Origin of the sequence: Glaciibacter superstes DSM 21135 (assembly GCF_000421145.1) — a bacterium.
Taxonomy (GTDB): domain Bacteria; phylum Actinomycetota; class Actinomycetes; order Actinomycetales; family Microbacteriaceae; genus Cryobacterium; species Cryobacterium superstes.
On record NZ_ATWH01000012.1, the window covers coordinates 1 to 21814 of the forward strand.

General features: G+C 63.6%; 30 protein-coding genes, 1 tRNA gene and 1 pseudogene. 16 read left to right on the forward strand and 16 right to left on the reverse strand.

What is annotated here, in order from left to right:
- From K323_RS30080 to K323_RS0116285, 4 genes and pseudogenes are all read left to right on the forward strand, one after another.
- A pseudogene (locus K323_RS30080) lies at window positions 1-306 on the forward strand (hypothetical protein); the annotation flags it as partial.
- Between the two features lie 158 nt (window positions 307-464).
- Window positions 465-1493: a mechanosensitive ion channel family protein gene (locus K323_RS26730; RefSeq protein WP_051147405.1), complete on the forward strand. Its 1029-nt coding sequence runs from the start codon at window positions 465-467 to the stop codon at window positions 1491-1493.
- Between the two features lie 7 nt (window positions 1494-1500).
- On the forward strand, window positions 1501-1971 hold the full coding sequence (locus K323_RS0116280; protein WP_084697428.1) for a globin: 471 nt from the start codon (window positions 1501-1503) through the stop codon (window positions 1969-1971).
- 88 nt (window positions 1972-2059) lie between these two features.
- Window positions 2060-3721 (forward strand): FAD-binding dehydrogenase, encoded by a 1662-nt coding sequence (locus tag K323_RS0116285; RefSeq protein WP_022886327.1) that lies wholly within the window; start codon window positions 2060-2062, stop codon window positions 3719-3721.
- A gap of 3 nt (window positions 3722-3724) precedes the next feature.
- On the opposite strand, the gene K323_RS0116290 is transcribed toward K323_RS0116285, so the two are convergent.
- On the reverse strand, window positions 3725-4414 hold the full coding sequence (locus tag K323_RS0116290; RefSeq protein ID WP_022886328.1) for a DUF8185 domain-containing protein: 690 nt from the start codon (window positions 4412-4414) through the stop codon (window positions 3725-3727).
- Between the two features lie 55 nt (window positions 4415-4469).
- Here K323_RS0116290 and K323_RS0116295 point away from each other — a divergent pair, with 55 nt between their 5' ends.
- From K323_RS0116295 to K323_RS0116305, 3 genes are all read left to right on the forward strand, one after another.
- Window positions 4470-5360, forward strand: a complete 891-nt coding sequence (locus tag K323_RS0116295; RefSeq protein WP_245571014.1) for an acyl-CoA thioesterase — start codon at window positions 4470-4472, stop codon at window positions 5358-5360.
- A 131-nt stretch (window positions 5361-5491) separates the two neighbouring features.
- Complete coding sequence (locus tag K323_RS0116300) at window positions 5492-5962, forward strand: QcrA and Rieske domain-containing protein (protein ID WP_026851752.1); 471 nt, start codon at window positions 5492-5494, stop codon at window positions 5960-5962.
- A 7-nt stretch (window positions 5963-5969) separates the two neighbouring features.
- Window positions 5970-6473: a DUF2231 domain-containing protein gene (locus K323_RS0116305; protein ID WP_026851753.1), complete on the forward strand. Its 504-nt coding sequence runs from the start codon at window positions 5970-5972 to the stop codon at window positions 6471-6473.
- 54 nt (window positions 6474-6527) lie between these two features.
- Here the strand turns inward: K323_RS0116305 and K323_RS0116310 are convergent, their stop codons facing one another.
- The 4 genes from K323_RS0116310 to K323_RS26735 are packed head-to-tail and all read right to left on the reverse strand — an operon-like array spanning window position 6528 to window position 9838.
- The gene (locus K323_RS0116310) at window positions 6528-7004 is read right to left on the reverse strand and encodes an acyl-CoA thioesterase (protein WP_022886331.1); all 477 of its coding nucleotides are present in this window, start codon (window positions 7002-7004) and stop codon (window positions 6528-6530) included.
- Window positions 7005-7012: 8 nt separating this feature from the next.
- Window positions 7013-8695, reverse strand: coding sequence for an energy-dependent translational throttle protein EttA (ettA, locus tag K323_RS0116315; protein ID WP_022886332.1), 1683 nt, complete (start codon window positions 8693-8695; stop codon window positions 7013-7015).
- 41 nt (window positions 8696-8736) lie between these two features.
- Window positions 8737-9264 carry a DUF6993 domain-containing protein gene (locus K323_RS0116320; protein ID WP_022886333.1) on the reverse strand — a complete coding sequence of 176 codons (528 nt, stop codon included), beginning with the start codon at window positions 9262-9264 and terminating at the stop codon, window positions 8737-8739.
- A gap of 40 nt (window positions 9265-9304) precedes the next feature.
- Window positions 9305-9838, reverse strand: coding sequence for a single-stranded DNA-binding protein (locus K323_RS26735; RefSeq protein WP_022886334.1), 534 nt, complete (start codon window positions 9836-9838; stop codon window positions 9305-9307).
- Window positions 9839-10057: 219 nt separating this feature from the next.
- On the opposite strand from K323_RS26735, the gene mgrA reads away from it, so the two are divergent.
- The 3 genes from mgrA (at window position 10058) to K323_RS26740 (ending at window position 12229) form a co-directional block, all read left to right on the forward strand.
- Window positions 10058-11062: an L-glyceraldehyde 3-phosphate reductase gene (gene mgrA, locus K323_RS0116330; RefSeq protein ID WP_022886335.1), complete on the forward strand. Its 1005-nt coding sequence runs from the start codon at window positions 10058-10060 to the stop codon at window positions 11060-11062.
- Window positions 11063-11149: 87 nt separating this feature from the next.
- Window positions 11150-11395, forward strand: coding sequence for a hypothetical protein (locus K323_RS0116335; protein ID WP_022886336.1), 246 nt, complete (start codon window positions 11150-11152; stop codon window positions 11393-11395).
- Window positions 11396-11479: 84 nt separating this feature from the next.
- Complete coding sequence (locus K323_RS26740; RefSeq protein ID WP_022886337.1) at window positions 11480-12229, forward strand: hypothetical protein; 750 nt, start codon at window positions 11480-11482, stop codon at window positions 12227-12229.
- A gap of 6 nt (window positions 12230-12235) precedes the next feature.
- Here K323_RS26740 and nadE read toward each other — a convergent pair whose 3' ends face one another.
- Window positions 12236-13057 carry an ammonia-dependent NAD(+) synthetase gene (gene nadE, locus K323_RS0116345; protein ID WP_022886338.1) on the reverse strand — a complete coding sequence of 274 codons (822 nt, stop codon included), beginning with the start codon at window positions 13055-13057 and terminating at the stop codon, window positions 12236-12238.
- Window positions 13058-13237: 180 nt separating this feature from the next.
- On the opposite strand from nadE, the gene K323_RS0116350 reads away from it, so the two are divergent.
- From K323_RS0116350 to K323_RS26750, 6 genes are all read left to right on the forward strand, one after another.
- Window positions 13238-13552: a hypothetical protein gene (locus K323_RS0116350; protein ID WP_022886339.1), complete on the forward strand. Its 315-nt coding sequence runs from the start codon at window positions 13238-13240 to the stop codon at window positions 13550-13552.
- Window positions 13553-13599: 47 nt separating this feature from the next.
- Window positions 13600-14478 (forward strand): tyrosine-type recombinase/integrase, encoded by an 879-nt coding sequence (locus K323_RS29030; RefSeq protein ID WP_022886340.1) that lies wholly within the window; start codon window positions 13600-13602, stop codon window positions 14476-14478.
- Window positions 14479-14493: 15 nt separating this feature from the next.
- A tRNA-Arg gene (locus tag K323_RS0116360) sits at window positions 14494-14566 on the forward strand.
- 46 nt (window positions 14567-14612) lie between these two features.
- Window positions 14613-15197 carry a YPYG domain-containing protein gene (locus K323_RS0116365; RefSeq protein WP_022886341.1) on the forward strand — a complete coding sequence of 195 codons (585 nt, stop codon included), beginning with the start codon at window positions 14613-14615 and terminating at the stop codon, window positions 15195-15197.
- A gap of 10 nt (window positions 15198-15207) precedes the next feature.
- A complete protein-coding gene (locus K323_RS29850; RefSeq protein ID WP_022886342.1) occupies window positions 15208-15348 on the forward strand; it encodes a hypothetical protein in 141 nt (46 codons plus the stop codon).
- Between the two features lie 48 nt (window positions 15349-15396).
- Entirely contained in the window at window positions 15397-15654 is a 258-nt protein-coding gene (locus K323_RS26750; RefSeq protein ID WP_022886343.1) for a hypothetical protein, read from the forward strand.
- Window positions 15655-15709: 55 nt separating this feature from the next.
- Here the strand turns inward: K323_RS26750 and K323_RS0116380 are convergent, their stop codons facing one another.
- From K323_RS0116380 to K323_RS0116425, 10 genes are all read right to left on the reverse strand, one after another.
- Window positions 15710-16456 (reverse strand): alpha/beta hydrolase, encoded by a 747-nt coding sequence (locus K323_RS0116380; protein ID WP_157509471.1) that lies wholly within the window; start codon window positions 16454-16456, stop codon window positions 15710-15712.
- Window positions 16453-17268 carry a hypothetical protein gene (locus tag K323_RS0116385; protein ID WP_022886345.1) on the reverse strand — a complete coding sequence of 272 codons (816 nt, stop codon included), beginning with the start codon at window positions 17266-17268 and terminating at the stop codon, window positions 16453-16455. The genes K323_RS0116380 and K323_RS0116385 overlap by 4 nt, the downstream gene beginning before the upstream one ends.
- A gap of 3 nt (window positions 17269-17271) precedes the next feature.
- Window positions 17272-18189, reverse strand: a complete 918-nt coding sequence (locus K323_RS30265; RefSeq protein WP_022886346.1) for a hypothetical protein — start codon at window positions 18187-18189, stop codon at window positions 17272-17274.
- Between the two features lie 8 nt (window positions 18190-18197).
- A complete protein-coding gene (locus K323_RS0116395; protein WP_022886347.1) occupies window positions 18198-18572 on the reverse strand; it encodes a hypothetical protein in 375 nt (124 codons plus the stop codon).
- Window positions 18565-18951, reverse strand: coding sequence for a hypothetical protein (locus K323_RS0116400; RefSeq protein WP_022886348.1), 387 nt, complete (start codon window positions 18949-18951; stop codon window positions 18565-18567). Before K323_RS0116400 ends, K323_RS0116395 begins: the two co-directional genes overlap by 8 nt.
- 27 nt (window positions 18952-18978) lie before the next feature.
- The gene (locus K323_RS0116405) at window positions 18979-19371 is read right to left on the reverse strand and encodes a hypothetical protein (RefSeq protein ID WP_022886349.1); all 393 of its coding nucleotides are present in this window, start codon (window positions 19369-19371) and stop codon (window positions 18979-18981) included.
- On the reverse strand, window positions 19368-19934 hold the full coding sequence (locus K323_RS26755) for a collagen-like protein (RefSeq protein ID WP_022886350.1): 567 nt from the start codon (window positions 19932-19934) through the stop codon (window positions 19368-19370). The genes K323_RS0116405 and K323_RS26755 overlap by 4 nt, the downstream gene beginning before the upstream one ends.
- Window positions 19931-20242: a hypothetical protein gene (locus tag K323_RS0116415; RefSeq protein WP_022886351.1), complete on the reverse strand. Its 312-nt coding sequence runs from the start codon at window positions 20240-20242 to the stop codon at window positions 19931-19933. The genes K323_RS26755 and K323_RS0116415 overlap by 4 nt, the downstream gene beginning before the upstream one ends.
- 94 nt (window positions 20243-20336) lie before the next feature.
- Window positions 20337-21167, reverse strand: a complete 831-nt coding sequence (locus tag K323_RS0116420; RefSeq protein ID WP_022886352.1) for a hypothetical protein — start codon at window positions 21165-21167, stop codon at window positions 20337-20339.
- Complete coding sequence (locus K323_RS0116425; RefSeq protein ID WP_022886353.1) at window positions 21164-21814, reverse strand: hypothetical protein; 651 nt, start codon at window positions 21812-21814, stop codon at window positions 21164-21166. The genes K323_RS0116420 and K323_RS0116425 overlap by 4 nt, the downstream gene beginning before the upstream one ends.

The window sequence follows — 21814 nt, forward strand, 5'->3', positions numbered from 1 at the left end:
CCCGGAGCGTTCGACGACATCGACCATGCCGTCGCCTGGTTCGGCGCTTTCGTCGAGCACTACAACGACCATCACCACCACTCGTCGCTAGCCGGATTCACGCCCGCTCAGGTCTATGACGGCTCATGGCTTCACTCCGCCCAGCAGCGCCAAGCCACCCTCGATGCCGCCTACCAGGCCAACCCACACCGCTACCGGAAACCACCCGTCGTGAGCCCACCCCCGCAGCAAGTGACCCTGAACCTCGCCCACAAAGACGGCAAAACCCACACCCCACCTACCCTGCTCGAACTCCTCGCAGGATAAACACACCAAACAGGTCACACCAGATTGACAACCAGCGGCGGTCCGAAATCGGGGCGAAATGGTTCATTTTCACGAATATCTCCGTCGAATGGGTCGGGTGATTGGTGAAGCGGCCTTGTCAGGGAAGGCGCAGAAGACTCTCAGTAGACTGAGACCATATGAATTGGAATGAATTCTGGGCGGTGCCCGAGGGCTTCTTCGTGGTTTCGGTCGTGCCTCGGCTGATCGGCGTCGTGGTGATCATCGTCGTCGCGCTCATCCTCCGCTGGGTGCTGCACTTCGTCATCCGGCACGTCGTCAATCGAATCGTGTCTGGTGTCAAGAAGAAGCAGAACATCGAAGACACCCAGGCGCTGATGGCGTCGCCACTGGCGGCCGTGCGCGTGGTGCAGCGCACCCGCACCCTCGGTTCGGTGCTGACCAACATCGTCAACATCATCCTCTTTATCGTCGCAATCCTGCTGATCATCAACACGATCAACGATGCCGTTCTGGGATCCTTCGCCATCCTCACTGCAGCAATCGGTGCCGGTCTCGGTTTTGGTGCCCAGAACATCGTCAAAGACGTGTTGAACGGCCTGTTCATGGTGGTGGAGGACCAGCTCGGAGTGGGCGACGTCGTCGATGTCGGACCGGCCACCGGTGTCGTTGAGGGTGTCGGCATCCGAATCACCCAGATCCGCGACGTCAACGGCATCCTCTGGTTCGTCCGCAATGGCGAGATTCTGCGAGTCGGCAATATGTCGCAGGGCTGGGCGCGTGCCATCATCGACCTGGCGATCCCCTACGACTCCGACGTCGAAGCGGTGCAGACCGAGGTCCTGCGGGTCGCCCTCGACATGGCGTCGAATAGCAAGTGGCGGTCACGCATCCTCGAAAAGCCTGAGATCTGGGGGCTTCAGTCGATTTCAGACGAGGCGCTCGTGATCCGGCTGGTCGTCAAGACCCGCACCTCGACGAAGGACGACGTCTCCCGAGAGCTGCGGATCCGGCTGAAGAAGGCCCTCGATGAAATGGGCATCGTTCTCCCGTCGCTCAACACCGTCGTGCTGACCGGGTTCGACAGCGCCTCCAGCGTTTCCGGCGCAAGGCCGCCTCGAACCAGCCCGATGCCGGTTGTTCCCACGAAAAAACTGCTGCGCAAATCCAAACGCCAGACCCGGCCGGAGGCACCCGATGTCCGCTGAGCACCCGATGTCCGCTGAGCCACCGATGATCCCCGTGCGACCAATCGCCAGTGAACCAACCGGACTGCACCTCCGTGATGGTGAGAACGGGGCATCCGTCACCGTGTCGTTCTACGACCAGGTGGGCGGCAGGGAGTTCTTCCAGAAGCTGATCACCGAGTTCTACCGCGGTGTCGCCGATGATCCCGTGCTGAAGCCGATGTACCCGGAGGATGACCTCGGGCCTGCCACCGAGCGCTTCACGATGTTCCTCGAGCAGTACTGGGGTGGCCCTGGCACCTACAGCGAGCAGCGTGGCCATCCGCGCCTGAGAATGCGGCACCAGCCGTTCAAGGTTAATCCGGATGCCCGCGACCGCTGGCTGGGCCACATGAAAAATGCTCTCGACAGTATGGAACTCCCTCCCTTGCACTATGAAACGCTCTGGTCATACCTGGAGCGCGCGGCCCATGCCATGGTGAACACGTTCGACGAATAGCCTGGGAGCAGCCGGCGCCCGGATAAACTCGGGTCGCGACGTTCGACAGACACGATGATGCTCGACAGCTGCTGACGAAGGAGTCACAATGCCAGCTCGCCCCACCGAAGCCGATGTGATCGTGGTCGGGGCCGGCCTCGCCGGACTTGTGGCCACAGCCGAACTGATCGATGCAGGCAAGCGCGTTCTTCTGGTCGAGCAGGAACCGGCGGCGTCCCTCGGTGGTCAAGCATGGTGGTCATTCGGCGGCTTGTTCCTCATCGACTCGCCTGAGCAGCGCCGCATGGGTATTCGTGACTCACTCGAACTCGCCAGGCAGGACTGGTTTGGCAGCGCCGGCTTCGATCGCGAAGAGGACGCCTGGCCGAAGCAGTGGGCAGAGGCCTACCTGAACTTTGCGGCGGGCGAGAAACGTGCGTGGCTTCGCGAGAAGGGTGTCGGCTTCTTTCCCGTCGTCGGCTGGGCGGAACGCGGTGGGTACACCGCGCTCGAGCACGGCAACTCCGTGCCCCGATTCCACATTGTCTGGGGCACCGGCCCCGGCGTCCTTGAGCCATTCGTGACACGGGTGCGCGAGGGAGTGAGCGCCGGTCTCGTGACCGCGCTGCACCGCCACCGCGTCGACGAACTGATCGTTGAAGGCGGCAGTGTGGTCGGAGTGCGCGGCGCCGTGCTCGCGGCCAGTGGTGCTGCACGAGGCGAAGCGAGCTCGCGGGCATCCGTTGGAGAATTCGACCTTCGCGCTTCAGCGGTGATCGTCACCAGCGGCGGCATCGGCGGCAACCACGACCTCGTCAGGGCACAATGGCCGAAGCGTATGGGGGCGGCACCCGGGCATCTGCTCTCCGGGGTGCCGGCTCACGTGGACGGACGGATGCTGGGCATCGCGGAGCAAGCCGGCGCCCGACTGATCAACGGCGACCGGATGTGGCACTACACCGAAGGCATCACCAACTGGGATCCGGTCTGGGCGGCCCACGGCATCCGTATTCTGCCCGGGCCGTCGTCGCTCTGGCTCGACGCCACCGGCAAGCGGCTCCCGGTGCCGTTGTTCCCCGGGTTTGACACGCTGGGAACCCTGGAACACATCCTGCAGACCGGGTACGAGCACAGCTGGTTTGTGCTCACGCAGAAGATCATCGAGAAGGAGTTCGCCCTCTCGGGCAGCGAACAGAACCCCGACCTGACCGGCAAAGACCTGAAGCTGCTGGCCAAGCGAGTCACGCCTGGCGCGCCTGGACCGGTGGAGGCGTTCAAGGACAAAGGCGTGGACTTCGTTGTGGCGGACACACTCCACGAGCTGGTGGCCGGTATGCAGAAGCTCTCCCCCGATGTGCCACTGGACTTCCCGCGGATCGAACAGGAGATTCTCGCCCGCGATCGCGAACTGGACAACGACTTCACGAAGGATGCCCAGATTAACGCCATCCGGCAGGCCAGGCACTATCGGGGTGACAAGCTCATCCGGGTAGCGAGCCCGCACAAGCTGCTCGACCCGAAGGCAGGGCCGCTCATCGCCGTGAAACTGCACATTCTTACGCGGAAGAGCCTCGGCGGCATCGAGACCGACCTGTCCGCGCGAGTGCTGGCTGCCGACGGCCAGCCGGTACCCGGCCTGTACGCTGCAGGGGAAGCGAGCGGATTCGGCGGTGGAGGGATGCACGGCTACCGGTCACTCGAGGGAACCTTCCTCGGCGGATGCCTGTTCTCTGGTCGCGTCGCGGGGCGCGCGGTCGCCGCCGCGCTGTAGGGTTCAGGCCCGCAGGGTCCAGGGCTTGCGACGCACGAGCACATGGCCTCGACTGGTGCTGAGCCTGGTCCACGGTCCGGTCTCGAACAGCTGCACCGGCTCGTCGGGCGCAAGGAAACCCAGGCTGACGGCGGCGAACGCGGCTCCGGCCGGAATGTGCTCAAGTGCCTCTATGGGTCTCCCCCACACCTCGGAACGCACGCGCTGCACGATCTGCTCACCGGTTCCGCTTGGGATCACCGACGCCACCTCAGCGATACCGGCGCGGGCCGCGGAATCGAGGATCGCGGCATCCGTTTCACCCTGCGTGACCCAGCCGCCACGCGGCGGGGAGATGCCGGCCCAGGTCACCGTGCTCACCTGGAGCGGCACAGTGACGATCACCGCCTGGCCAGCGGATGACGCGGCCTGGCCCTGCACGGACTGCAGGCGGGCAATCCGGTCGAGGAGGGAACGCATCGGCACAACCACGTCGAGGTCGACAGGCTCCGTCAGGGCGAAGGTTCGCAGCCCGAGCACCGTCGGGCTCGAATCGAGCAGACCCCGTGGATACAGGATGGCCGTGTACACCGCCAGCACGCCGGAAGCCGAAATGAGGCGCACCGAACCGTCCTCCACCCTGGCAGCGCGCGACAAGTACACGTGGAGGTCGGCGAGGGAGTGGGAATCGGCAAGGGAGAATGACTGGCTCATCTGATCTCTAAACTACCAAGTAAGCAGTAGCGGAATGTACGCCGGAGGAGACAGCATGGATACGCCGATGGAAGGCCTGCTCGCCGCTCTCGACCTCACCGACACCGGAGCACGCACCAGCGAAGACATCTTCACCGGACCATCACAATGGATGCCGCTCGGCCGGGTCTTCGGCGGCCAGGTACTCGCGCAGTCGCTCGTTGCTGCAATGCGCACCGTGCCCGATGACCGGTTCGTCCATTCCATGCACGGATACTTTCTCCGCCCGGGCGACGTCAACCAGCCGATCACCTTCTCTGTCGACCGCATCCACGACGGTCGGTCGTTCTCAACGCGGCGCACGCAGGCTTACCAGGACGGCGTGCCGATCCTCTCCCTGATTGCGTCGTTCCAGGACGAGGACGAGGGTGTCGAACATCAGATCGAGATGCCCGGCGACATTCCGGAGCCGGAATCCCTTCCGAGCGCCGCCGATGCACTCGCCCAGGTCGACCACTCGATCGCCAGATACTGGGCAAGTGAACGGCCATTCGACATCCGTCACCTGCCGTCGCCGATCTATCTGCGCGTGAACGGCGAGCACACCGCAAAGCAGGCGGTGTGGATGAAGACCCTTGGCGTTCTGCCAGACGACCAGAACCTGCACAGGGCGGCCCTCGCCTATGCGAGCGACTACTCCATCATGGAACCGGTGATGAGGCGCCACGGCGTCGCCTGGGCGACACCGGGTCTGAAGGTTGCGAGCCTCGACCACGCCATGTGGTGGCACCGGTTCGGTCGAGTGGACGAATGGATGCTGTACGTGCAGGACTCCCCCTCGGCCCAGGGCGGCCGCGGCCTCGCCACGGGCAGCATCTACAGTCGCTCAGGGCTGCTCCTGGCCACCGTCGCCCAGGAGGGGATGCTACGGGTGCCGTCCGGCGAAGACCAGCCGCTCCGACCCTGATCCCGCATACTGATCGTGTGACGAGTCACAGTGAACCGTATTACCTGGCGTCTCGTTGTACTGGATAGAGATGCCGACCCGTGGGCATCGGCCATCGCACAACCGATTCGAAGACCGATTCAAGGAGCATGATGACGACGAACACGGATGTCTCCCGCCGCAGCCTGATTCTCATCGGAGGAGCAGGGAGCGTGCTGGCCCTCGCGGCATGCAGCACTCCTGACGAATCGCCGGGTTCAGCCCCGGCCGACAGCAGCGCGCCGGACCCATCGCCGGATTCCAGCGGCACCGAAAGCGCCGCGCCAGGTGCATCAGCGGAAATCGCCAAGCTCGCCGACATTCCGGTGGGCGGCTCGGTCGCAGCCGAACTCGACGGCAAGCCGATCCTGATCTCACAACCGACGGCGGGGTCGATCGTCGCGTTCAGCGCGATCTGCACCCACCAGGGCTGTGTTGTGAACCCTGCGCAGGACACGCTGGACTGTCCGTGCCACGGCTCCCGGTACGACGCCGCAACCGGCGAGGTGCTCGACGGGCCGGCACCGCTGCCGCTGGAGAAGGTGACAGTCGCCGTTTCCGGCGAGTCGGTTGTGGCGGGCTGAGGCGGCAATGGACGGCTACGCCATCAATGGGCTGCCGCTGCATGTTCTTCTGGTGCACGCCGTTGTTGTTCTCGTTCCGCTGACGGCCCTCGGCCTGGTGCTGTCGGCATTGTGGCCGGCGGCCAGGCGTCGCCTGGGATTTGTCACGGCGCTCCTTGGGCTGGCGCTGATCGCCCTCGTGCCCCTGACGACCCAGGCCGGACAATGGCTGAAGAGCCGGGTTGCCAGCACTCCGCTGGTGGAGACCCATGCTTCTCTCGGCGACCGGTTGTGGCCGTGGTCGCTCGCTCTCGGAATCCTCGCGATCGCCAGCTGGCTGTGGTACTTCTTCGCGGCCCGCAGAGACCACCGACACACTTCGCATCGACGTGCACGCCGCGCGGTGGCGACGGTCATCGCGATCCTGGCCGTCGTCGTCGGTGGAGTCGTGACCTACCAGACGATCGTTGTCGGCGAGTCCGGCACCAGGGCGGTGTGGGAGAACTCGTTCAGCGAGACGGAACTGGACTAAACGGGGTCAGAATCCGCAGAACCGGACTCGCGAATGCAGATCATCCTGGCCGCTTCAGCGACGGGCGAACCGTACGGGTTCGTCAAGGTACGGCGTCCAGGCCGCACGCTCGATCTCGCTGATCTTGCGCGGTCGCTCTGATGCGGCATCCACAAGCACGATGGTGGTGCTGGCACGGGCATACTGCACGGCAGGCTCCGCCCCCTCCGGGCTCCACACCTCGTAGCAGACCTCAAGGCTTGCGCCGCCGAGTTTGCCCAGCCAGAGCCTGACATCGACCGGTTGCCGAAGGTAGGGCACGGGCGCCAGGTATTCGATCTCCTGCCGAGCGATCAAAGTGAGGGTGGCAGCGCCCGGCCGCCCGTCGAGCACGGCTGTGCTGGCCCCGACGGCCGACTCGCCAGACTCGCCGTTGGCCCAGAAGGCCTGGATGCGGGCCTCCTCGAGGAGACGGAGCATCTCAGCGTTGTTGACGTGGCCGTAGGCGTCGAGGTCTGACCAGCGCAGACGGATCGGTACGTGCAGCTTCACCGCCGTGCCTAGTCGCGCGTGAGCTTGCGGTAGGCGGAGCGGTGCGGCTTGGCGGCGTCCGGCCCGAGACGCTCGATCTTGTTCTCCTCGTACGCTTCGAAGTTGCCCTCGAACCAATACCACCTCGCCGGCTCCCCATCTGTGCCCTCGTACGCGAGGATGTGGGTGGCAATGCGGTCGAGGAACCATCGGTCGTGTGTGATCACCACAGCACAGCCTGGGAACTCGAGGAGTGCGTTTTCGAGAGAGCCGAGGGTTTCAACGTCGAGGTCGTTTGTCGGCTCGTCGAGCATCAGCAGGTTGCCGCCCTGTTTGAGCGTCAACGCCAGATTCAGACGGTTGCGCTCACCGCCGGAGAGGACTCCCGCCTTCTTTTGCTGGTCTGGTCCCTTGAATCCGAAGGTGGAGACGTATGCGCGGGACGGAATCTCGCTCTTGCCGACCTGGATATAGTCCTGACCGTCTGAGACGACCTCCCACAGCGATTTGTTGGGGTCGATGCCACCGCGCTCCTGGTCGACGTAGGAGATGTCGACGGTGTCGCCGATTTTCAGCTCGCCGCCGTCGAGCGACTCCTTGCCGACGATGGTCTTGAAGAGGGTCGTCTTTCCGACTCCGTTCGGGCCGATCACGCCGACGATGCCGTTGCGGGGCAAAGTGAAGGTGAGGTCTTCGATGAGCACCCGGTCGCCGAAGCCCTTCTTCAGCTTCTTGGCGTCGATCACCTGCGAACCGAGCCTCGGACCCACCGGAATCTGGATCTCCTCGAAGTCGAGCTTGCGTGTGCGTTCGGCTTCCGTCACCATTTCTTCGTATCGGGCAAGGCGCGCCTTCGACTTCGCCTGGCGGCCCTTTGCATTGGAGCGAACCCACTCGAGTTCGTCTGCGAGGCGTTTCGAGAGTTTTGCGTCTTTCTTGCCCGCCACCTGCAGGCGCTCCTGCTTCTTCTCGAGGTAGGTCGAGTAGTTGCCCTCGTATGGGTAGAGGTGGCCGCGGTCAACCTCGGCGATCCATTCGGCGACGTGGTCGAGGAAGTACCGGTCGTGGGTGACGGCGAGCACGGCGCCCGGGTACTTCGCGAGGTGCTGCTCGAGCCACAGCACGCTTTCGGCGTCGAGATGGTTGGTGGGCTCGTCGAGCAGTAACAGGTCTGGCTTCTGCAACAGCAGCTTGGTCAGGGCGACCCGGCGCTTCTCTCCTCCGGAGAGGTTGGCGACGTCGGCATCGCCAGGCGGTGTGCGCAATGCGTCCATGGCCTGCTCCAGCTGCGAGTCGAGGTCCCAGGCGTCTGCATGGTCGATCTCTTCCTGGAGCACGCCCATCTCAGCCAGCAGAGTGTCGAAGTCGGCATCTGGTTCGGCCATCGCCGCGGAGATCTCATTGAACCTGTCGATCTTCCCCTTGATGGGGCCGACGCCTTCCTGCACATTCTCGAGCACGGTTTTCGACTCGTCGAGCTCAGGCTCCTGCATCAGGATGCCGACGCTGTAGCCGGGAGTGAGCTTGGCTTCGCCGTTGCTCGGGGTGTCGAGCCCGGCCATGATCTTGAGAATCGTGGACTTTCCGGCACCGTTCGGGCCGACCACGCCGATCTTCGCTCCCGGCAGGAACGACATCGTGACGTCGTCGAGGATAAGTTTTTCGCCAACCGCCTTGCGGGCGCGGACCATCGAGTAAATATATTCGGCCATAGTGCTAACCAGTCTATTTGGCCATCCGCGTCAGTTTGGCACTACCAGTCGATTGGTCGGGTGGCTCCCACCAGGCACGTCCCGGTGCCGAGGATGGGAGCGATCGTGCTGTGGTAGCCGTCGCTGGCCGGGCCGGTCTGGCCGATCAGGCATTCTCCGTTGAATCGAACGGAGAATTGGATCGAGTCCGCGTCAAGGTCGACCGAGGTCTTGTCGAAGGTGACTTCCATCTGGGTCTTGTCGAACCCGGCAGCCGTGAGCGCATCGATGAAGGCAGCCCCGCCGGCGGCGGGGTCTGCGGCGAGTACCTGCCCGGCTATCAGGTTGAAGTACGGGAGGTTCTCCGACGCACTGAGCTCAGGGGCGAGAACCGGTGGAAGTCCTGGTGACTCTGCCGGCGTCGTAGCAGTCGGGGTACCGGTCTCTGGCGTGGGTGCCGGAGAGGTGCACGCGACAAGGCCGAAGCCGAGTGCTGCGCTCAGCGTCAGCGCGGCGACACGCCTGCGAAGCTTCCTTGCGGGCGTGCTCACTGATCGTGAGCCCTTGGTCAACCCGCGTGCCTCGAGCATGCGCCATCCTCCCCGTTGGCTGCGCCCAGAGCAGCCAACCCTACGAGTCTATGGTGGCGAGGCCGTGAATCTCTGACCCAGCAGCGTCGTCGGGAAGAAAGCCATCCGTTCGCGCTTCGACCTCGTTCTGGAGGCCGGCGTCTTCTGTGCGGGTGTCTTCTGGTGCATCGGGGTCGGGTGCACCCGACCCCTGTTCATCACGTGATGTCGACCGCGCAATCGGTGCTTTTGCATAGTTGGTGGTGCACCAGAACAGGTCGTGCCCCACCGAATCAGCTTCCACCTCGATGGAGGTTCCCTTCCGGTCGGGGTTCTCCCAGTTGCGAACCCGCAGCTTCCCCGTCACCAGCACATGCTCGCCCTTCCGCACCGAATGCGAGACGTTGTATGCGAGGTGTCGAAACGTCGAGACCGTGTACCAGTTCGTGTCTCCGTCGATCCAGGCCCCTGTCGCCCTGTCGTACCTCCGCTGGCCAGAGGCCAGCCGAAATGACGTGATCGCCAGCCCGGAAGTGGTGACCAGGTGCTTCGGGTCCGTGCCAACGATTCCGGTCAGCGTGATGGTGTCGCTCATTGTTCTCTCCCTGCATGAGTGTCGAGACATCGGCTCGTCGAGCCGGTGCACGCACCCCGGGATCGGCCACTCGTGCCAGTCTCCGTCGTCCCGGGGTACGCACGAACGAGTGTGCGCTCATGGCCCGTCGCGTGGCGGCGCACACGACGCATCCGTGGACAACTACAGAAAGCGAAGGCTGGGGAGGGCGACAGAGGCGCGCAGCCCTAAGGTGTTTCCATGACTTTCATCGCTTCCGAGAACCGCTACGAATCCATGCCATATCGCCGAACGGGGAGAAGCGGACTCCGGCTTCCCGCGCTGTCATTGGGCCTCTGGCACAATTTCGGCCACGAGCGATCCGTCGAGACCCAGCGTGCGATTCTGCGCAGGGCATTCGACCTCGGCGTCACGCACTTCGACCTGGCCAACAACTACGGACCGCCCCCCGGATCCGCCGAGTCGAATTTCGGGCGCATCTTCGCGGAGGATTTCCGCCCATACCGCGACGAGCTCGTGATCTCCAGCAAGGCCGGCTACGACATGTGGCCGGGACCATACGGCGACTTCGGTTCGCGCAAGTATCTGCTGTCGTCCCTGGATGCGAGCCTCGGGCGCCTCGGCCTCGACTATGTCGACATCTTCTACTCCCACCGGCCAGATCCGGAGACTCCAATCGAGGAGACCATGGGAGCCCTGGCAACAGCCGTGCAGCAGGGCAAGGCGCTCTACGTCGGCATCTCCAATTACGATCCTGAACAGACCAGAGCGGCTGCAGCGGCACTCGCCGAACACAAGATTCCCCTGCTGATTCACCAGCCGAGGTATTCGATGTTCGACCGCCACATCGAAGACGGCCTGTTCCCGGTACTCGACGAACTGGGCGTCGGCAGCATCGTGTTCTCCCCACTTTCACAGGGCCTGCTCACCGACCGCTACCTCGATGGCACTGTTCCATCTGGCTCTCGGATCGCGACCAGTCACTTCCTCTCCGAATCATCCCTGAGTGACGTCTACCTGGAGCGGGCGAGGGCCTTGAATGAGATCGCTGCCGGGCGCGGCCAGAGCCTGGCACAACTGGCGGTGACGTGGATCCTCCGGCAGCCGGCGGTGACCAGTGTCCTGGTCGGCGCGTCGAGTGTCACCCAGCTCGAGCAGAACGTTGCGGCGCTGGACGCGCCGGCACTGACGGAACAGGAAGTCGCCGCCATCGAGCCGTATGCAGTGCATGGCACGTCCCGGTAGCGAGGCCCGGTAGCGAGGTGAGTGTCGGTGGTCAGCCGTACCGTGAAAGCAACATCAATCGCGGCCGGCTGACTCTCGGAGGATTTCATGACCGCACTGCCAACACTGCCCGCACTGGCCCGCCCTGCCTCGCCCAAGGGCGTCACACTCGTTCCGGTGAAGGAGACCCTGTGGCGGGTCACCGACAAGGCTGGCACCGTTCTCGGGCACATCGAACGACGAACGGATGCCGATGGCGAACGTTTCGCCGCGCGCCGGCTGATTGCCGCAGTGCGTTCAATGGAGCTGGGCGTGTTCTGGCGTATCGACGACGCGGCTGACTGTTTCCGCTGACCGTAATCCGGGTTTCTCCACCCAGTTGGGGCACGCCGCGCGTGGTGCCGATGATCGGTGCCGATGGCCGGTAGTCTGCGGCACATGCAGTGGTGGAATAGCTTTTTAGACTGGCTCACGGCCCTCAGCACGCGCCCGGTGGTTTTCGGTGCGATCGTGCTCGTCATAGCGATTGTCGTGGCCAGCCTTTTGGCCGCGTGGATCTCCCGAGGCGCCATCAGGCGCTTGCTGGAGCAACGCGATCGCGAGTTGAGGGCGGCAGCTGTCGGTGCCCTCGTCGATGCCGCCACCGAGGCATCCGTCTGGAATTCACTGACACCCCAGGAACAGGTGATGGCAGACCGGTCGGTCGGCCAGGCCGACATCCAGGTGCGATTGCTGCCGGTGAAGGGTTCCGCCATCGCCGCCAACTGGGCAGCCCACCAGCTTGCCGAGTTCAAACGCACCTCGGCCACGTTCGGCTACCAGCTCGAACCCGCGGTGCTGGAGTTCAGGGACCGCCTGATCGAATGGCAGAACAAGCCAGGTCGCGCACGCAAGATCTTCCAGGACGACCTCGAACGTTGGTCCGTTTCGAAGTCGACGCCTGACGCGGGCCTCCTGGCCGACCAAGACAAGTGGGTCGCCGGCCAGCACCACGACCAGTTTGCGGCCCCAACGCCGGTTGCTGCTACCCGGTCCGAATCGACGCCGGCCACGACTCCAACGTCGTACCCGGCGCACACTGCATCACCCGGCACCGAGACTCAGCGACTTCTTGACGACGTCCAGGCGCTTGAAGTCCGACCGGCTGGCACGGCCGATGACCGCACCGCACCGGCCCGAACCGTCTGATTCGGGCTAGATCCACCAGTCGTCGAACGGTGTGACCGGCGTGCGGCGCTTGTGCTCTGTGCTGAGGTATCGACGCTCGATTGCTTCGGCGACCTCGGCGGGAACTTCCTTGCCCTCGAGATAGTCGTCGATGTCGTCGTAGCGGAGCCCCAGGTTGGCCTCATCCGTCTGTCCGGGAGTGTCGTCGAGCAGGTCTGCCGTCGGAACCTTCAGGTAGAGCCGCTCCGGCGCACCCAGCTGCATCATCAGTGATCGTCCCTGGCGTTTGGTCAAACCGGTCAACGGGAGGATGTCAGCTCCGCCATCTCCGAACTTCGTGAAGAAGCCGGTGACGCCCTCTGCGGCGTGGTCCGTTCCCACCACGACCGACGCGCTTTGCCCTGCCAGGGCGTATTGAGCGATCATCCGCGCGCGGGCCTTCGCATTTCCCTTGTTGAAATCGCTCATTTCAGCGCCCGTGCTGTCGGCAAACTCCGATTCGAAGCCGTCGACGGCACGTTGGATATTAAAGGTGACCACGGATGACGGGCGGATGAACTCGAGCGCCGACTGCGCATCGTCTTCGTCTCGTTGCACCGCATACGGAAGCCGCACGGCCGTGAACGACGCGTGGTATCCGTCGGTGGCCAGGTGCTCGACCGCGAGCTGACAGAGCCGCCCGGCCAGTGTCGAATCCTGTCCCCCGCTGATTCCTAGAACGAGCCCGCTCAACTCAGTGCGCCGCAGGTAGTCGCCCAGAAAACGAACCCGCCGCTCGACCTCTCTGGCCGGATCGATCTCTGCTGAGACGTGGAGCTCCGCGATGATCCGCGCCTGTAGTTCTCGCATGTGCCCCCGGTAGGAATCGAACCTACGACCGACAGATTACAAGCACGTAGGTTTGCTGACTGGTGAACATAGCCTAGTCGACCTGGATTCGGAGCGTCATCGGCGTCAGAACGTACATTCTGCGTCGGCGCCGAAGACCGGCCTCGCCCACGTAACTTCCATCAGGAAGGCAGCGCACGCATGAACCGCATCGACCAGGCCATCAAGGACCGCGACGAGATCCTTGCCCTCCTCGTCGGTCACGACAGGCGGGCAGTATCGGCGCTCGAACACGGCGAGGATCTGGAGCTCCTGCGACGCATCACGAAGGCACCACTGGACGCGGCACTCCCTCTCGCAATCGAAAGAGCGTGGATGCGCGGACACAGCCGGCGCTCGATTCTAAAAGCTTCCGGAGTAACGCACGAGCAACTCGACAGCCATGTTGCCGGCATGTACCGCGTGCGCGCGTCCCAAACCTCCGCCCCGGCATACAAGTCCCAGAAGACGGCGTGACGCCGTTCACGCACCTGCGGTTAGTCTCCGATAAAGGAGATACAACGGTGCAAGATTCTGGGGATATTCTCGCCTTCTGGGCGCGATTCATGCAGGCGGAAGATCTGACAGACGCGACCATTACGGAACGTCTCAGATTCATTCGCCACGTCGAGCGGGCAACTGGAGACCTGCTAACCCTCACCAGGCATGACCTCATTAGCTTCATGGGCTCAAATGAAACCTGGACGAACTCGACCAAGCAGCACTACCGATCAGCGCTGCACACATTCTTCACCTGGCTCCAGGACGAAGGCGTGCGCCTAGACAACCCCGCTGCGCGCCTCCCAAAAGTGAAAGCGCGAAAGCGCACCCCGAACCCCGCAACCGTCGATGACATCGCCCTGGTCCTCAATGGCGGTGCCTACGCACGCACCAGACGAATGGTGGCCCTTCACTACTACGTGGGTCTCCGCGTCCACGAGATCGCAAAAGCCCACGGTCACGACGTCGACTGGAACGAACGCACAATCCGCGTGTATGGGAAGGGCAAAAAGACTCGCGTCCTCCCGTTGAACGACGCAGTTTGGGAGGTCGTGAAGGATCTCCCCCGTGACGGGTATTGGTTCCCGAACTGGAAAGCAAACAAACTCTTCGCGCTCGGTGAGGGTCACATTCTCTCGAACTCTGTCAGCGACGTTCTGAGCCGTGCAATGCGACGCTCGGGCATCATCGGTCACAAACCCCACGATCTCCGCGCAGCGACAGCCACAGAGCAGAACCGGGCCGGTGTGAGCCCCTTCGTGATCCAGCAGAACATGCGGCACGAGAACATGGACACGACGACGAAGTACGTGCTGGTCGATATCGAACAGATGCGTGCCGGCTTCAACGCGCTACCGGCGGTTCCTATGCCGGGGAAGTCGAATCGTCGCAGGGCCGCGTAATAGACTTTCGTGGTCGCCCCCGTAGCTCAGCGGATAGAGCAGAGGCCTTCTAATCCTTTTGTCGCCGGTTCGATTCCGGCCGGGGGCACCCGAGTAGTACGATCACTTCACCCTGAACCAAGGAGCATCACGCAATGAAGCGCACTCTCGCAACCATCATCACCGCGGCAGCGATCGTCATGCTCATCACGAGTTGTTCGAGCTCTGCAGCTCCCGTTAGTGCACCAACTGCAGCCGTCCCTGACGTCATCGGTACCACTGGGGATGTTGCAAAGACCCAGCTCAAAGAGGCTGGCTATGAGGTCGAGTTCACCACTCCGGATGAGGGCAGCGTGTGGATGCCTTCGAACTGGACTGTTGACGGCCAGGACCCAGCGGCGGGGACGAAGGCAGAGGCAGGTGTCACGGTCACGCTGAGCGTCAGCAAACCTGAAGTGGTGGCCGAGCCTGTCGCACCAGCGCTTGCGACTTCGACAGGGCTCACGGCGACGTTTGCTCAGGCTGCATGCGACCAATCCGGCGAACAGGCCTTCCCCTACGGATTCAAGGGTCACTGGATTGTTGGTAGCCTCGCTGAGGAGATCCAGGATGACCAGTGGTTCATGAAGGTGGAGGCCACTGTGACCAACGAGGCGAACGCGGAACGCGAGTACAACGTCGAGTGCTTCGTGTCCGGGACGAACGAGGCACCAGTGGTCACCGCTTTCAACGCCTACTAGAATTCCCCGCATGAAGGATGACCTCGAGCTGATCGACGGCGAAGCCGATGACGACGACCCCGAAGTGATCGCCGGCATGGAATACCTCCGCGAGGTGCGTGCGGCCGAGGCTGAGCTGCCCGCACCGTGGGATGTCAGACGCACAACCTAGAATCTTCCGTGCGCGGGCCGGCGCGCTCCCCGATCTGAGGAGCCCCGAATGACTTTCCCGAAACCCATCCGCCTGGACGTCGATAACTGGATCTGTATGCGCACCGACCCTGTTCTCCCGAAGGCCGGTATCCAGCGTCTCCGTGACCGTGCAGGGGCCGAGAAGTACCTGCTGATCAAATGGGACACCGACCCTGCGAAACGTGCGCTGATGGGCGTGTACGCGTCGCTCGAGCAGGCTAACGAGCTGGTGCTGTACGACACTCCGAAGGGCGGGCCGGACGGTCCACCGAACGGGCGGAGTTAACGACGAAAGGCCCCGACCGATCCGAAGATCAGCCGGGGCCAGTGTTCGTGCGGGGTCAGTTGTGCTCGAGTAGGAAGTCAACGATCAGCTGATGGTCGACCGCGGCGTACGTGTCGAAGTCGTGCCCGGTGGGCAACGCCACCAAGGTTCTGTTGGTGGGGTCTGCCGCCGCGAACGCTTCCGTGTAGGCGGGCAGGCAGAGCGTGTCGGTGAGGCCGTAGAAGATCAGCATCGGGATGCCTTGCAGTGCCGAGCTTGCCCGGTACGTGTATGGGTTTCTCGTTGCTCCTTGCGTCGATTCGACGTAGGAGCCACCGTAGGCGGCGTTCACGAGTGAACCGTAGCCCGACCGGTTGTTTGCCCGAATGTCTTCCGGGTTCATGACGGGGATGACGGAGACGATGCAGGTCACCCGTGTCGGGTTAGCTCTGGCGTAATTCAGGGACACGATGCCGCCCATAGAAGCGGATATCAGCGCGCTCTTGAGCAAGCCACCCGATGTCACCCCGTCCAGTTCAAGAAGCCGTTGCCGGTTCGACACTAGACGCGCCGTACTCGTCGCGTTGCCCCACGTCTGCTGGCCGCCGTTGTCCCCTGAGATGCCGGTGAACTCCGCGGCAGCAACCATGTTCGTCAGCGTGTCCTGATTGCCCAAGGGGCTAATGCAATAGGTGCAATCAGAACCCGCTCCGTGCACGTATTGCACACCTTGCTTTGCGGGGCTAGATGGAATCTTGGGGTATATCTCCAGGTGCCCCTCGTTGAAGGCAATCACATCGCGGGTGTACGTGGTCGCGGTCATAGGCTCACCACCGAGATCCCCATCGGGTTCGTGGCATCCCCCGAGACTCGTGCCCCGATAGCATCGGTGCCGGACTTGACCTGAACCTTGTACACGTAGCTCGCCCCTGGAGTGAGCCCGCTGACGCGAACACGCCGGCTGACCGAATGCCACAGGTCGGTGCCCCCTCCACGTGTTTCAATCCGCGCCTTCTCCGTGGCCCCCAGTCGCATCGACAGGATGGTTTCGACGACCCCGTTCTCGTTGGCTACGTTCGCATCGCAACGCAACTCGACCGGCCGCGTGCCAGCCTTGAAGGTTATCGTCAGGCCCGGCACATCGACCAGTGTCGTGGTGCTGGTGCTAAAGAACGCGGTCGATTCGGCATACCCGAGCTCGCTACCGCCGTGACCTACCACCACCCACGCGGACCCAGTGGATCGGTACGCTTCTTCAATTTCCGTGCAGTAGTAGATGGTGCCATCCGGAACGGTTGACGCGGCGGGGCGCGCGGCGTATGTGCCGGTGAGATCGCGTGCCACCCACGACGGATTGGCGCTACTCCCGCCCGACTGCAGAATCTGCCCCGCCGTGCCTACCGGCACCGACACCTGCGCGGCCGTGCTGGTCGTCCCTCCGATAACGAGCGCCCTGGCAGTCTGGGATGCACGCCCAGTACCGCCCCGGGCAACGAGCAGGGTGCCCGAAGTAATGTCGACGGCGGAGTGCTCGTGATCGGTGTCAGACTTCCCCTCGAGCGCAGAATCAACCTCACCCCGCGTGACGATATCCCGGGGTGAGGTCGACGGCGGGCCGACGTACTCCACAGCCATCGTCTACGCCTGAACGGTGACGGTGTACTGGTTCGCCGTTGGCGCGGTCGCGAACAGAACGGTGACCGCGCTCGTGCTGGTCTTCTGCACCTCGGCGACAACCTGACTGTACGGCGACGCGGTGAGGGACACGTCGACGGTCACGGCGCGGGTGCCGAAACCGTGCGTGACGACGAACGACGTCGCCGAAGCGTTGCCCACCGTCTGCGTGAACACCGGCTTGTCGGTGAGATCGTCGTAGCTTCCAGACGTGGCCACGGTTGCGAGGTCGGCGATGTTCGCTTTGAGGGCGATCGACGCTGTCACCGTGGCGGCGAAGTTCGGGTCATCCCCAAGCGCGGCCGCGAGCTCGTTGAGGGTGTCGAGCGAGCCGGGTGCTGCGTCGATGAGGGCTGCGATCTTCGCCGTCACAGCGGTGTCGAAGTCGGAGATCGTGGACACGGTCTGCGTGCCGGTGTGGTTCGCTCGTGAGCGCAGGAACGTGTCGGTCTGGTTCGCGGTCGCCGCGGTGGCGATGCCTGTGAGCTTGGTGCGCTCGGCCGCGGTCAACAGTTTCAGACCTGCGGTCTCGGCGAGCTTGTCGAGGGTGATCGCCGCGGCCGCGGCGACCTGCGCGTTGCTGATCGCAGAGTTCGCCACCGACAGGCTAATGGTCCCGGCGGTGTCGTTGTACGTGGCCGTGACGTTGGACGACCCGGACAGCATCGCCGCGACGACGTCCTGCACGGCTTCGGCGTCGAGCGCACCGTCGTCGCCGAGGTACACCCAGCCGGTGCCGTTCGAGATGCCGAACTGTTCGAGGGTGGTGTCGAAGTAGAACCGGCCCGCCTTGTGCGGCGGCGCGGTCGCCAGGTTCTGCGCCGTCGCGTTGAGGAGCTCGAGCAGGTTGAAGTCCATGGGCTGGACAATGGGAATGGCCATGATGCTCCCTAAGAGAGTCGGGCGGTGCCAGAGAAGGCGCCGACTGAGATGGATCGAACGAGGTTCGGCGCCGGGTAGGTGATCTCCGTTTCGACACGTGTGCCAGCGGAGTCGGTGATGGTCACGTTCGGTTCGAACGGGAGCGGGTGAACGATCTCCCACACGGCGGCCGGTGTTACCTGGTTGTGGGTGAAGCGCACGTCGTCGAGGGTCATCCCGGGTGGGTTCTCTGTCAGGTATGCGTCCACCGCGGTCGCGAGGGCTTCTTGACCGATGCCCGGGGCGATCGGCAGCGCCGACACCTCGACAACAGTCACCGGGGACGCGACGACCTCGACGATGATGGGTCGCTCGAGTGCTTCGACTTCCTCGATCTCAGACATGGCGGGTCGCGTCCGGGTCGATCGTTACGGTGCCTTCCGTGAAACGGATCTTCCCTCCGTCAGGGGCGGTGAGTTCCATATCCCACACACCCACCCGGCGCGAGTTCCACGCTTCGCTTTCGGTGACCGCAGCGGGGATCATCATCTGGATGACACCCGATTCACCCTGCAAAGTGATGTGCCCGGTGAGGTCCAGGTAGATTTCCCCGCCGATGCGGGCGCGGATCTGACCTTCTGCCGAGTACCCGGTCAGATCGACCGGGGTGCTCACGTCACCGTCCCTGATCGAATACCGCCACGTGAAAGGGTTATCGGCTCCCTGCGCGATGAGGAGGTTTGTTTCGACGAGGGACGTGCGGCCCACGGTTACAGCAGCCATTCGGGTCACCCTTCAAATTGGCAGATCTCAGCGGGCGTTGGGGTTGTACGTGGACAGCAGCTGGTGTCGTGGCACGTACGCGGCGTTCGGGACGATGCCGATACCCAGCGCGGCGAGCGCAGCGAGGGCGACGGTGAGCCAGTCGGCGAGGGCGACCTGGCCGAAGCCGATACCGGGGCTGAGGATCAGGACGAGGGCGGCGAGCGCGGCGCCGATAACGGAGACGATGGCTTTCGCGTAGGCGCGGATCCCGGTGTCGAGGTTCGGGACCAGGTAGACGCCGGCGGCGGTGAAGAGGGCGATGATGATGTTGACGAACTCGACGGGGCTGATCACTCCGTCTGAGAGGGCGGCAACGAGGATGATGACTGCGGCGGCGATGATCTGGCCGATCGCTTTCGCGTAAATGCCGATGCTCATGGCGTTTCTCCTTCGGTTGGTGCGCACTCGTACCGAGGCGCAGCGGGGTCAAACGGGGTCGTGCGGGTGCAGAGGTAGGTGACGTCGAGAGCGTCGCTGTACGTCCAGCTGAGTGGTGGCTGGCCGTCCACACCGTTGGCGCCTGCAGGGCCGGGAACGGTCGACGCGGCACCAGGCGGGCCAGCAGGTCCAGCGGCCCCAGACGCGCCGTCCTGGCCGTCAGCACCAACGACACCGGAAGGTCCCGCCACACCGACACCGGGCGCACCATCCATGCCAGGAAGACCATCGATACCGTCGCGGCCATCCTCACCAGGCGAACCGCGGGGACCAGTAGCTCCGACCGGCCCCGGCTGCCCGGTCACTTCCTTAGCAGGCGGAGCGACGGGGGTCTCATCCAGACCCTTCACCTGCTCACGCAAAGCATCCGAGTTCGTAGACAGCTGGGCAAGCTTGCTGTCCTTATCGGTCACTTGCACCATCAGGAAAACCATGGTCACCAGCAACCCCAACACGGCGATCGCAGCGACAATGGTCGCCCCCGGTGTTCGTTTCTCGATCATGGCTGCAAGCCTCCCTGGATGATGAAAATGGCAATCGCAGACACGAACGGTGACGCGATCAGACCGATCAGCAGCCACCGGTTGCGGGCCTTCTGATCCTCGGAACGGTTCTCTTCCGCCCTGCTGGCCTGCGCCGCTTCTTTCAGTCCTTGCTCAATGTCACGGAGCCGAGAGTCGGTGCGGGCCTTGTCGGCGGCGTACAGCTCGACGGAAACGACTTTCCCGCCGATCGCACCGACCGCGTCCTCGACCCGTTTCAGACCGCGCATCAACTCCCACGGTGTCGGCTCGGGTCCCTGATCGGGCATCAGCTCTCCTTCGTGTGTCGGCAGGAATCACAGGACCGGCCGTGCGCGCATGCCGGCTGGTTGCATGGGTGTCGGCACAGGCAGGTCATGCGGGTCAGCTTGCGGCGTCTGCGAAGACCTTGCGGATCGCGGTCTCAGCGGCCTGCTCAACCTGTGCCTGCGTGAGTTCCGCGCCCGAGTCGTTGAGGCCAGCGATGACAGCCGACACCAGCAGCGGGGCGATCGCACTTGCGATGACAGCAGGGTCGACGGTTGAACGCTGGGCGATCTTCCGGGCAGTGATGGCGGTGAGCGTGTTCCACACGTTGCCGTCAGACATTTGCACAAAGTCACCGACAATGCCGGTTGCCTTGAGTGCTTCCATCTCGTTCACCGAGTGCAGCGGGACCAGCTCGCCGTCTTCGGTGACAAGTCCAACGGAGGTGTCGTAATTCCTGATGAGTGCTGACATGCGCTTCTTTCCAATCGTCTTGGTGTCGAGGCTTGCGACTTCGGATACGCCGGCCAGGGTGGAGTTGATGAAGTACGGCGAAGCGCCCATGAACCGGTCGCTGATGGCTGCGTAGTCGGCGATCGGCATGGTGCCAAGACCGCTGCCGAAGTCCGAGACACGCCAGTTCGCGGAGAGGAAGCGGCCAGGGCTGGACACCATGCCGATGTGCCCGTTGTTCGGGCCTGCCTTGTCGAAGTACACGAACCAGCCGCCCGGGATCTCATCGAACGGGATCTCGTCCTCGGTATACAGGTGATGCCCGTACCCCTCCGTGGCGAGCGCCATGAGGTAGGCGGACGGGGCGGAGGTCGAGAAGCCGCCAGCGCGGAATACGAGTGACCCGCACTTCTGGTCCCAGGATGCGCCGGGTTCGAGGTTGTCGGTCGGGTTGGCGCGGCACCAGTCAACGAAACCCTGCGGTGTGCGCGTCATGCTGCACGCAACCATTCGATGCCGAACGTGGCTTTCACGAGGTTCTGTGTCGCACCGGAGTTCTGCAAGACATTCAGTCGCACGTCATCGCCTGCAGCGAGCAGAACGGGGACAGCAAAATTCCACAGGCCGGAACCGCTGAGCGAGTTGGTTGTCGTGGCCCCGGCCACCGTGTTCGCGGCGTCGATGGAGTTTTTTGTTGCGTACAGCCAACGGTCGGTACCGCCGCCCGGTATGTTGTCCATCCAGCCAGAGAGCCGATACCAGCCGGCGCGGGGAACCTCGAAAATGCCGGCCGAGTGAGTGATCCCACCATCGAGATAGAGGCCGTTCCAGACGAGCGTGGTGCCGGACCCTGTTATCAGAGCCTGTGCTGTGCTGTGCACGGCGAAGGCCGACCCGAACAGGGGAATCCACGCACCACCGGTGCGCTTGTATTCGAGCTCGTCAGTGGTGTCTCCCCAGAGGAGTCCTTCCCACACGTCTTTGCCGGTCGCGGCGAGCCGCTCCGTGGTGGTACCAGTGCGCCTGTTGCCGACCTTCGCCGCGTAATCCGCGACAATGTTCTCATCGACACCAATGTCAGGTGCGCCACCCACGAGGAACTGTGGCTGGTTCTTTGCACCGGGGGTAGCGTCTGCCGTCAT

Coding starts and splice junctions, on each gene's coding strand:
- K323_RS26730 (WP_051147405.1), top strand. CDS start 465: ATGAATTGGAATGAATTCTGGGCGGTGCCCGAGGGCTTCTTCGTGGTT.
- K323_RS0116280 (WP_084697428.1), top strand. CDS start 1,501: ATGTCCGCTGAGCCACCGATGATCCCCGTGCGACCAATCGCCAGTGAA.
- K323_RS0116285 (WP_022886327.1), top strand. CDS start 2,060: ATGCCAGCTCGCCCCACCGAAGCCGATGTGATCGTGGTCGGGGCCGGC.
- K323_RS0116290 (WP_022886328.1), bottom strand. CDS start 4,414: ATGAGCCAGTCATTCTCCCTTGCCGATTCCCACTCCCTCGCCGACCTC.
- K323_RS0116295 (WP_245571014.1), top strand. CDS start 4,470: ATGGATACGCCGATGGAAGGCCTGCTCGCCGCTCTCGACCTCACCGAC.
- K323_RS0116300 (WP_026851752.1), top strand. CDS start 5,492: ATGACGACGAACACGGATGTCTCCCGCCGCAGCCTGATTCTCATCGGA.
- K323_RS0116305 (WP_026851753.1), top strand. CDS start 5,970: ATGGACGGCTACGCCATCAATGGGCTGCCGCTGCATGTTCTTCTGGTG.
- ettA (WP_022886332.1), bottom strand. CDS start 8,695: ATGGCCGAATATATTTACTCGATGGTCCGCGCCCGCAAGGCGGTTGGC.
- K323_RS0116320 (WP_022886333.1), bottom strand. CDS start 9,264: ATGCTCGAGGCACGCGGGTTGACCAAGGGCTCACGATCAGTGAGCACG.
- K323_RS26735 (WP_022886334.1), bottom strand. CDS start 9,838: ATGAGCGACACCATCACGCTGACCGGAATCGTTGGCACGGACCCGAAG.
- mgrA (WP_022886335.1), top strand. CDS start 10,058: ATGACTTTCATCGCTTCCGAGAACCGCTACGAATCCATGCCATATCGC.
- K323_RS0116335 (WP_022886336.1), top strand. CDS start 11,150: ATGACCGCACTGCCAACACTGCCCGCACTGGCCCGCCCTGCCTCGCCC.
- K323_RS26740 (WP_022886337.1), top strand. CDS start 11,480: ATGCAGTGGTGGAATAGCTTTTTAGACTGGCTCACGGCCCTCAGCACG.
- nadE (WP_022886338.1), bottom strand. CDS start 13,057: ATGCGAGAACTACAGGCGCGGATCATCGCGGAGCTCCACGTCTCAGCA.
- K323_RS0116350 (WP_022886339.1), top strand. CDS start 13,238: ATGAACCGCATCGACCAGGCCATCAAGGACCGCGACGAGATCCTTGCC.
- K323_RS0116365 (WP_022886341.1), top strand. CDS start 14,613: ATGAAGCGCACTCTCGCAACCATCATCACCGCGGCAGCGATCGTCATG.
- K323_RS29850 (WP_022886342.1), top strand. CDS start 15,208: ATGAAGGATGACCTCGAGCTGATCGACGGCGAAGCCGATGACGACGAC.
- K323_RS26750 (WP_022886343.1), top strand. CDS start 15,397: ATGACTTTCCCGAAACCCATCCGCCTGGACGTCGATAACTGGATCTGT.
- K323_RS0116380 (WP_157509471.1), bottom strand. CDS start 16,456: ATGACCGCGACCACGTACACCCGCGATGTGATTGCCTTCAACGAGGGG.
- K323_RS0116385 (WP_022886345.1), bottom strand. CDS start 17,268: ATGGCTGTGGAGTACGTCGGCCCGCCGTCGACCTCACCCCGGGATATC.
- K323_RS30265 (WP_022886346.1), bottom strand. CDS start 18,189: ATGGCCATTCCCATTGTCCAGCCCATGGACTTCAACCTGCTCGAGCTC.
- K323_RS0116395 (WP_022886347.1), bottom strand. CDS start 18,572: ATGTCTGAGATCGAGGAAGTCGAAGCACTCGAGCGACCCATCATCGTC.
- K323_RS0116400 (WP_022886348.1), bottom strand. CDS start 18,951: ATGGCTGCTGTAACCGTGGGCCGCACGTCCCTCGTCGAAACAAACCTC.
- K323_RS0116405 (WP_022886349.1), bottom strand. CDS start 19,371: ATGAGCATCGGCATTTACGCGAAAGCGATCGGCCAGATCATCGCCGCC.
- K323_RS26755 (WP_022886350.1), bottom strand. CDS start 19,934: ATGATCGAGAAACGAACACCGGGGGCGACCATTGTCGCTGCGATCGCC.
- K323_RS0116415 (WP_022886351.1), bottom strand. CDS start 20,242: ATGCCCGATCAGGGACCCGAGCCGACACCGTGGGAGTTGATGCGCGGT.
- K323_RS0116420 (WP_022886352.1), bottom strand. CDS start 21,167: ATGACGCGCACACCGCAGGGTTTCGTTGACTGGTGCCGCGCCAACCCG.
- K323_RS0116425 (WP_022886353.1), bottom strand. CDS start 21,814: ATGACGGCAGACGCTACCCCCGGTGCAAAGAACCAGCCACAGTTCCTC.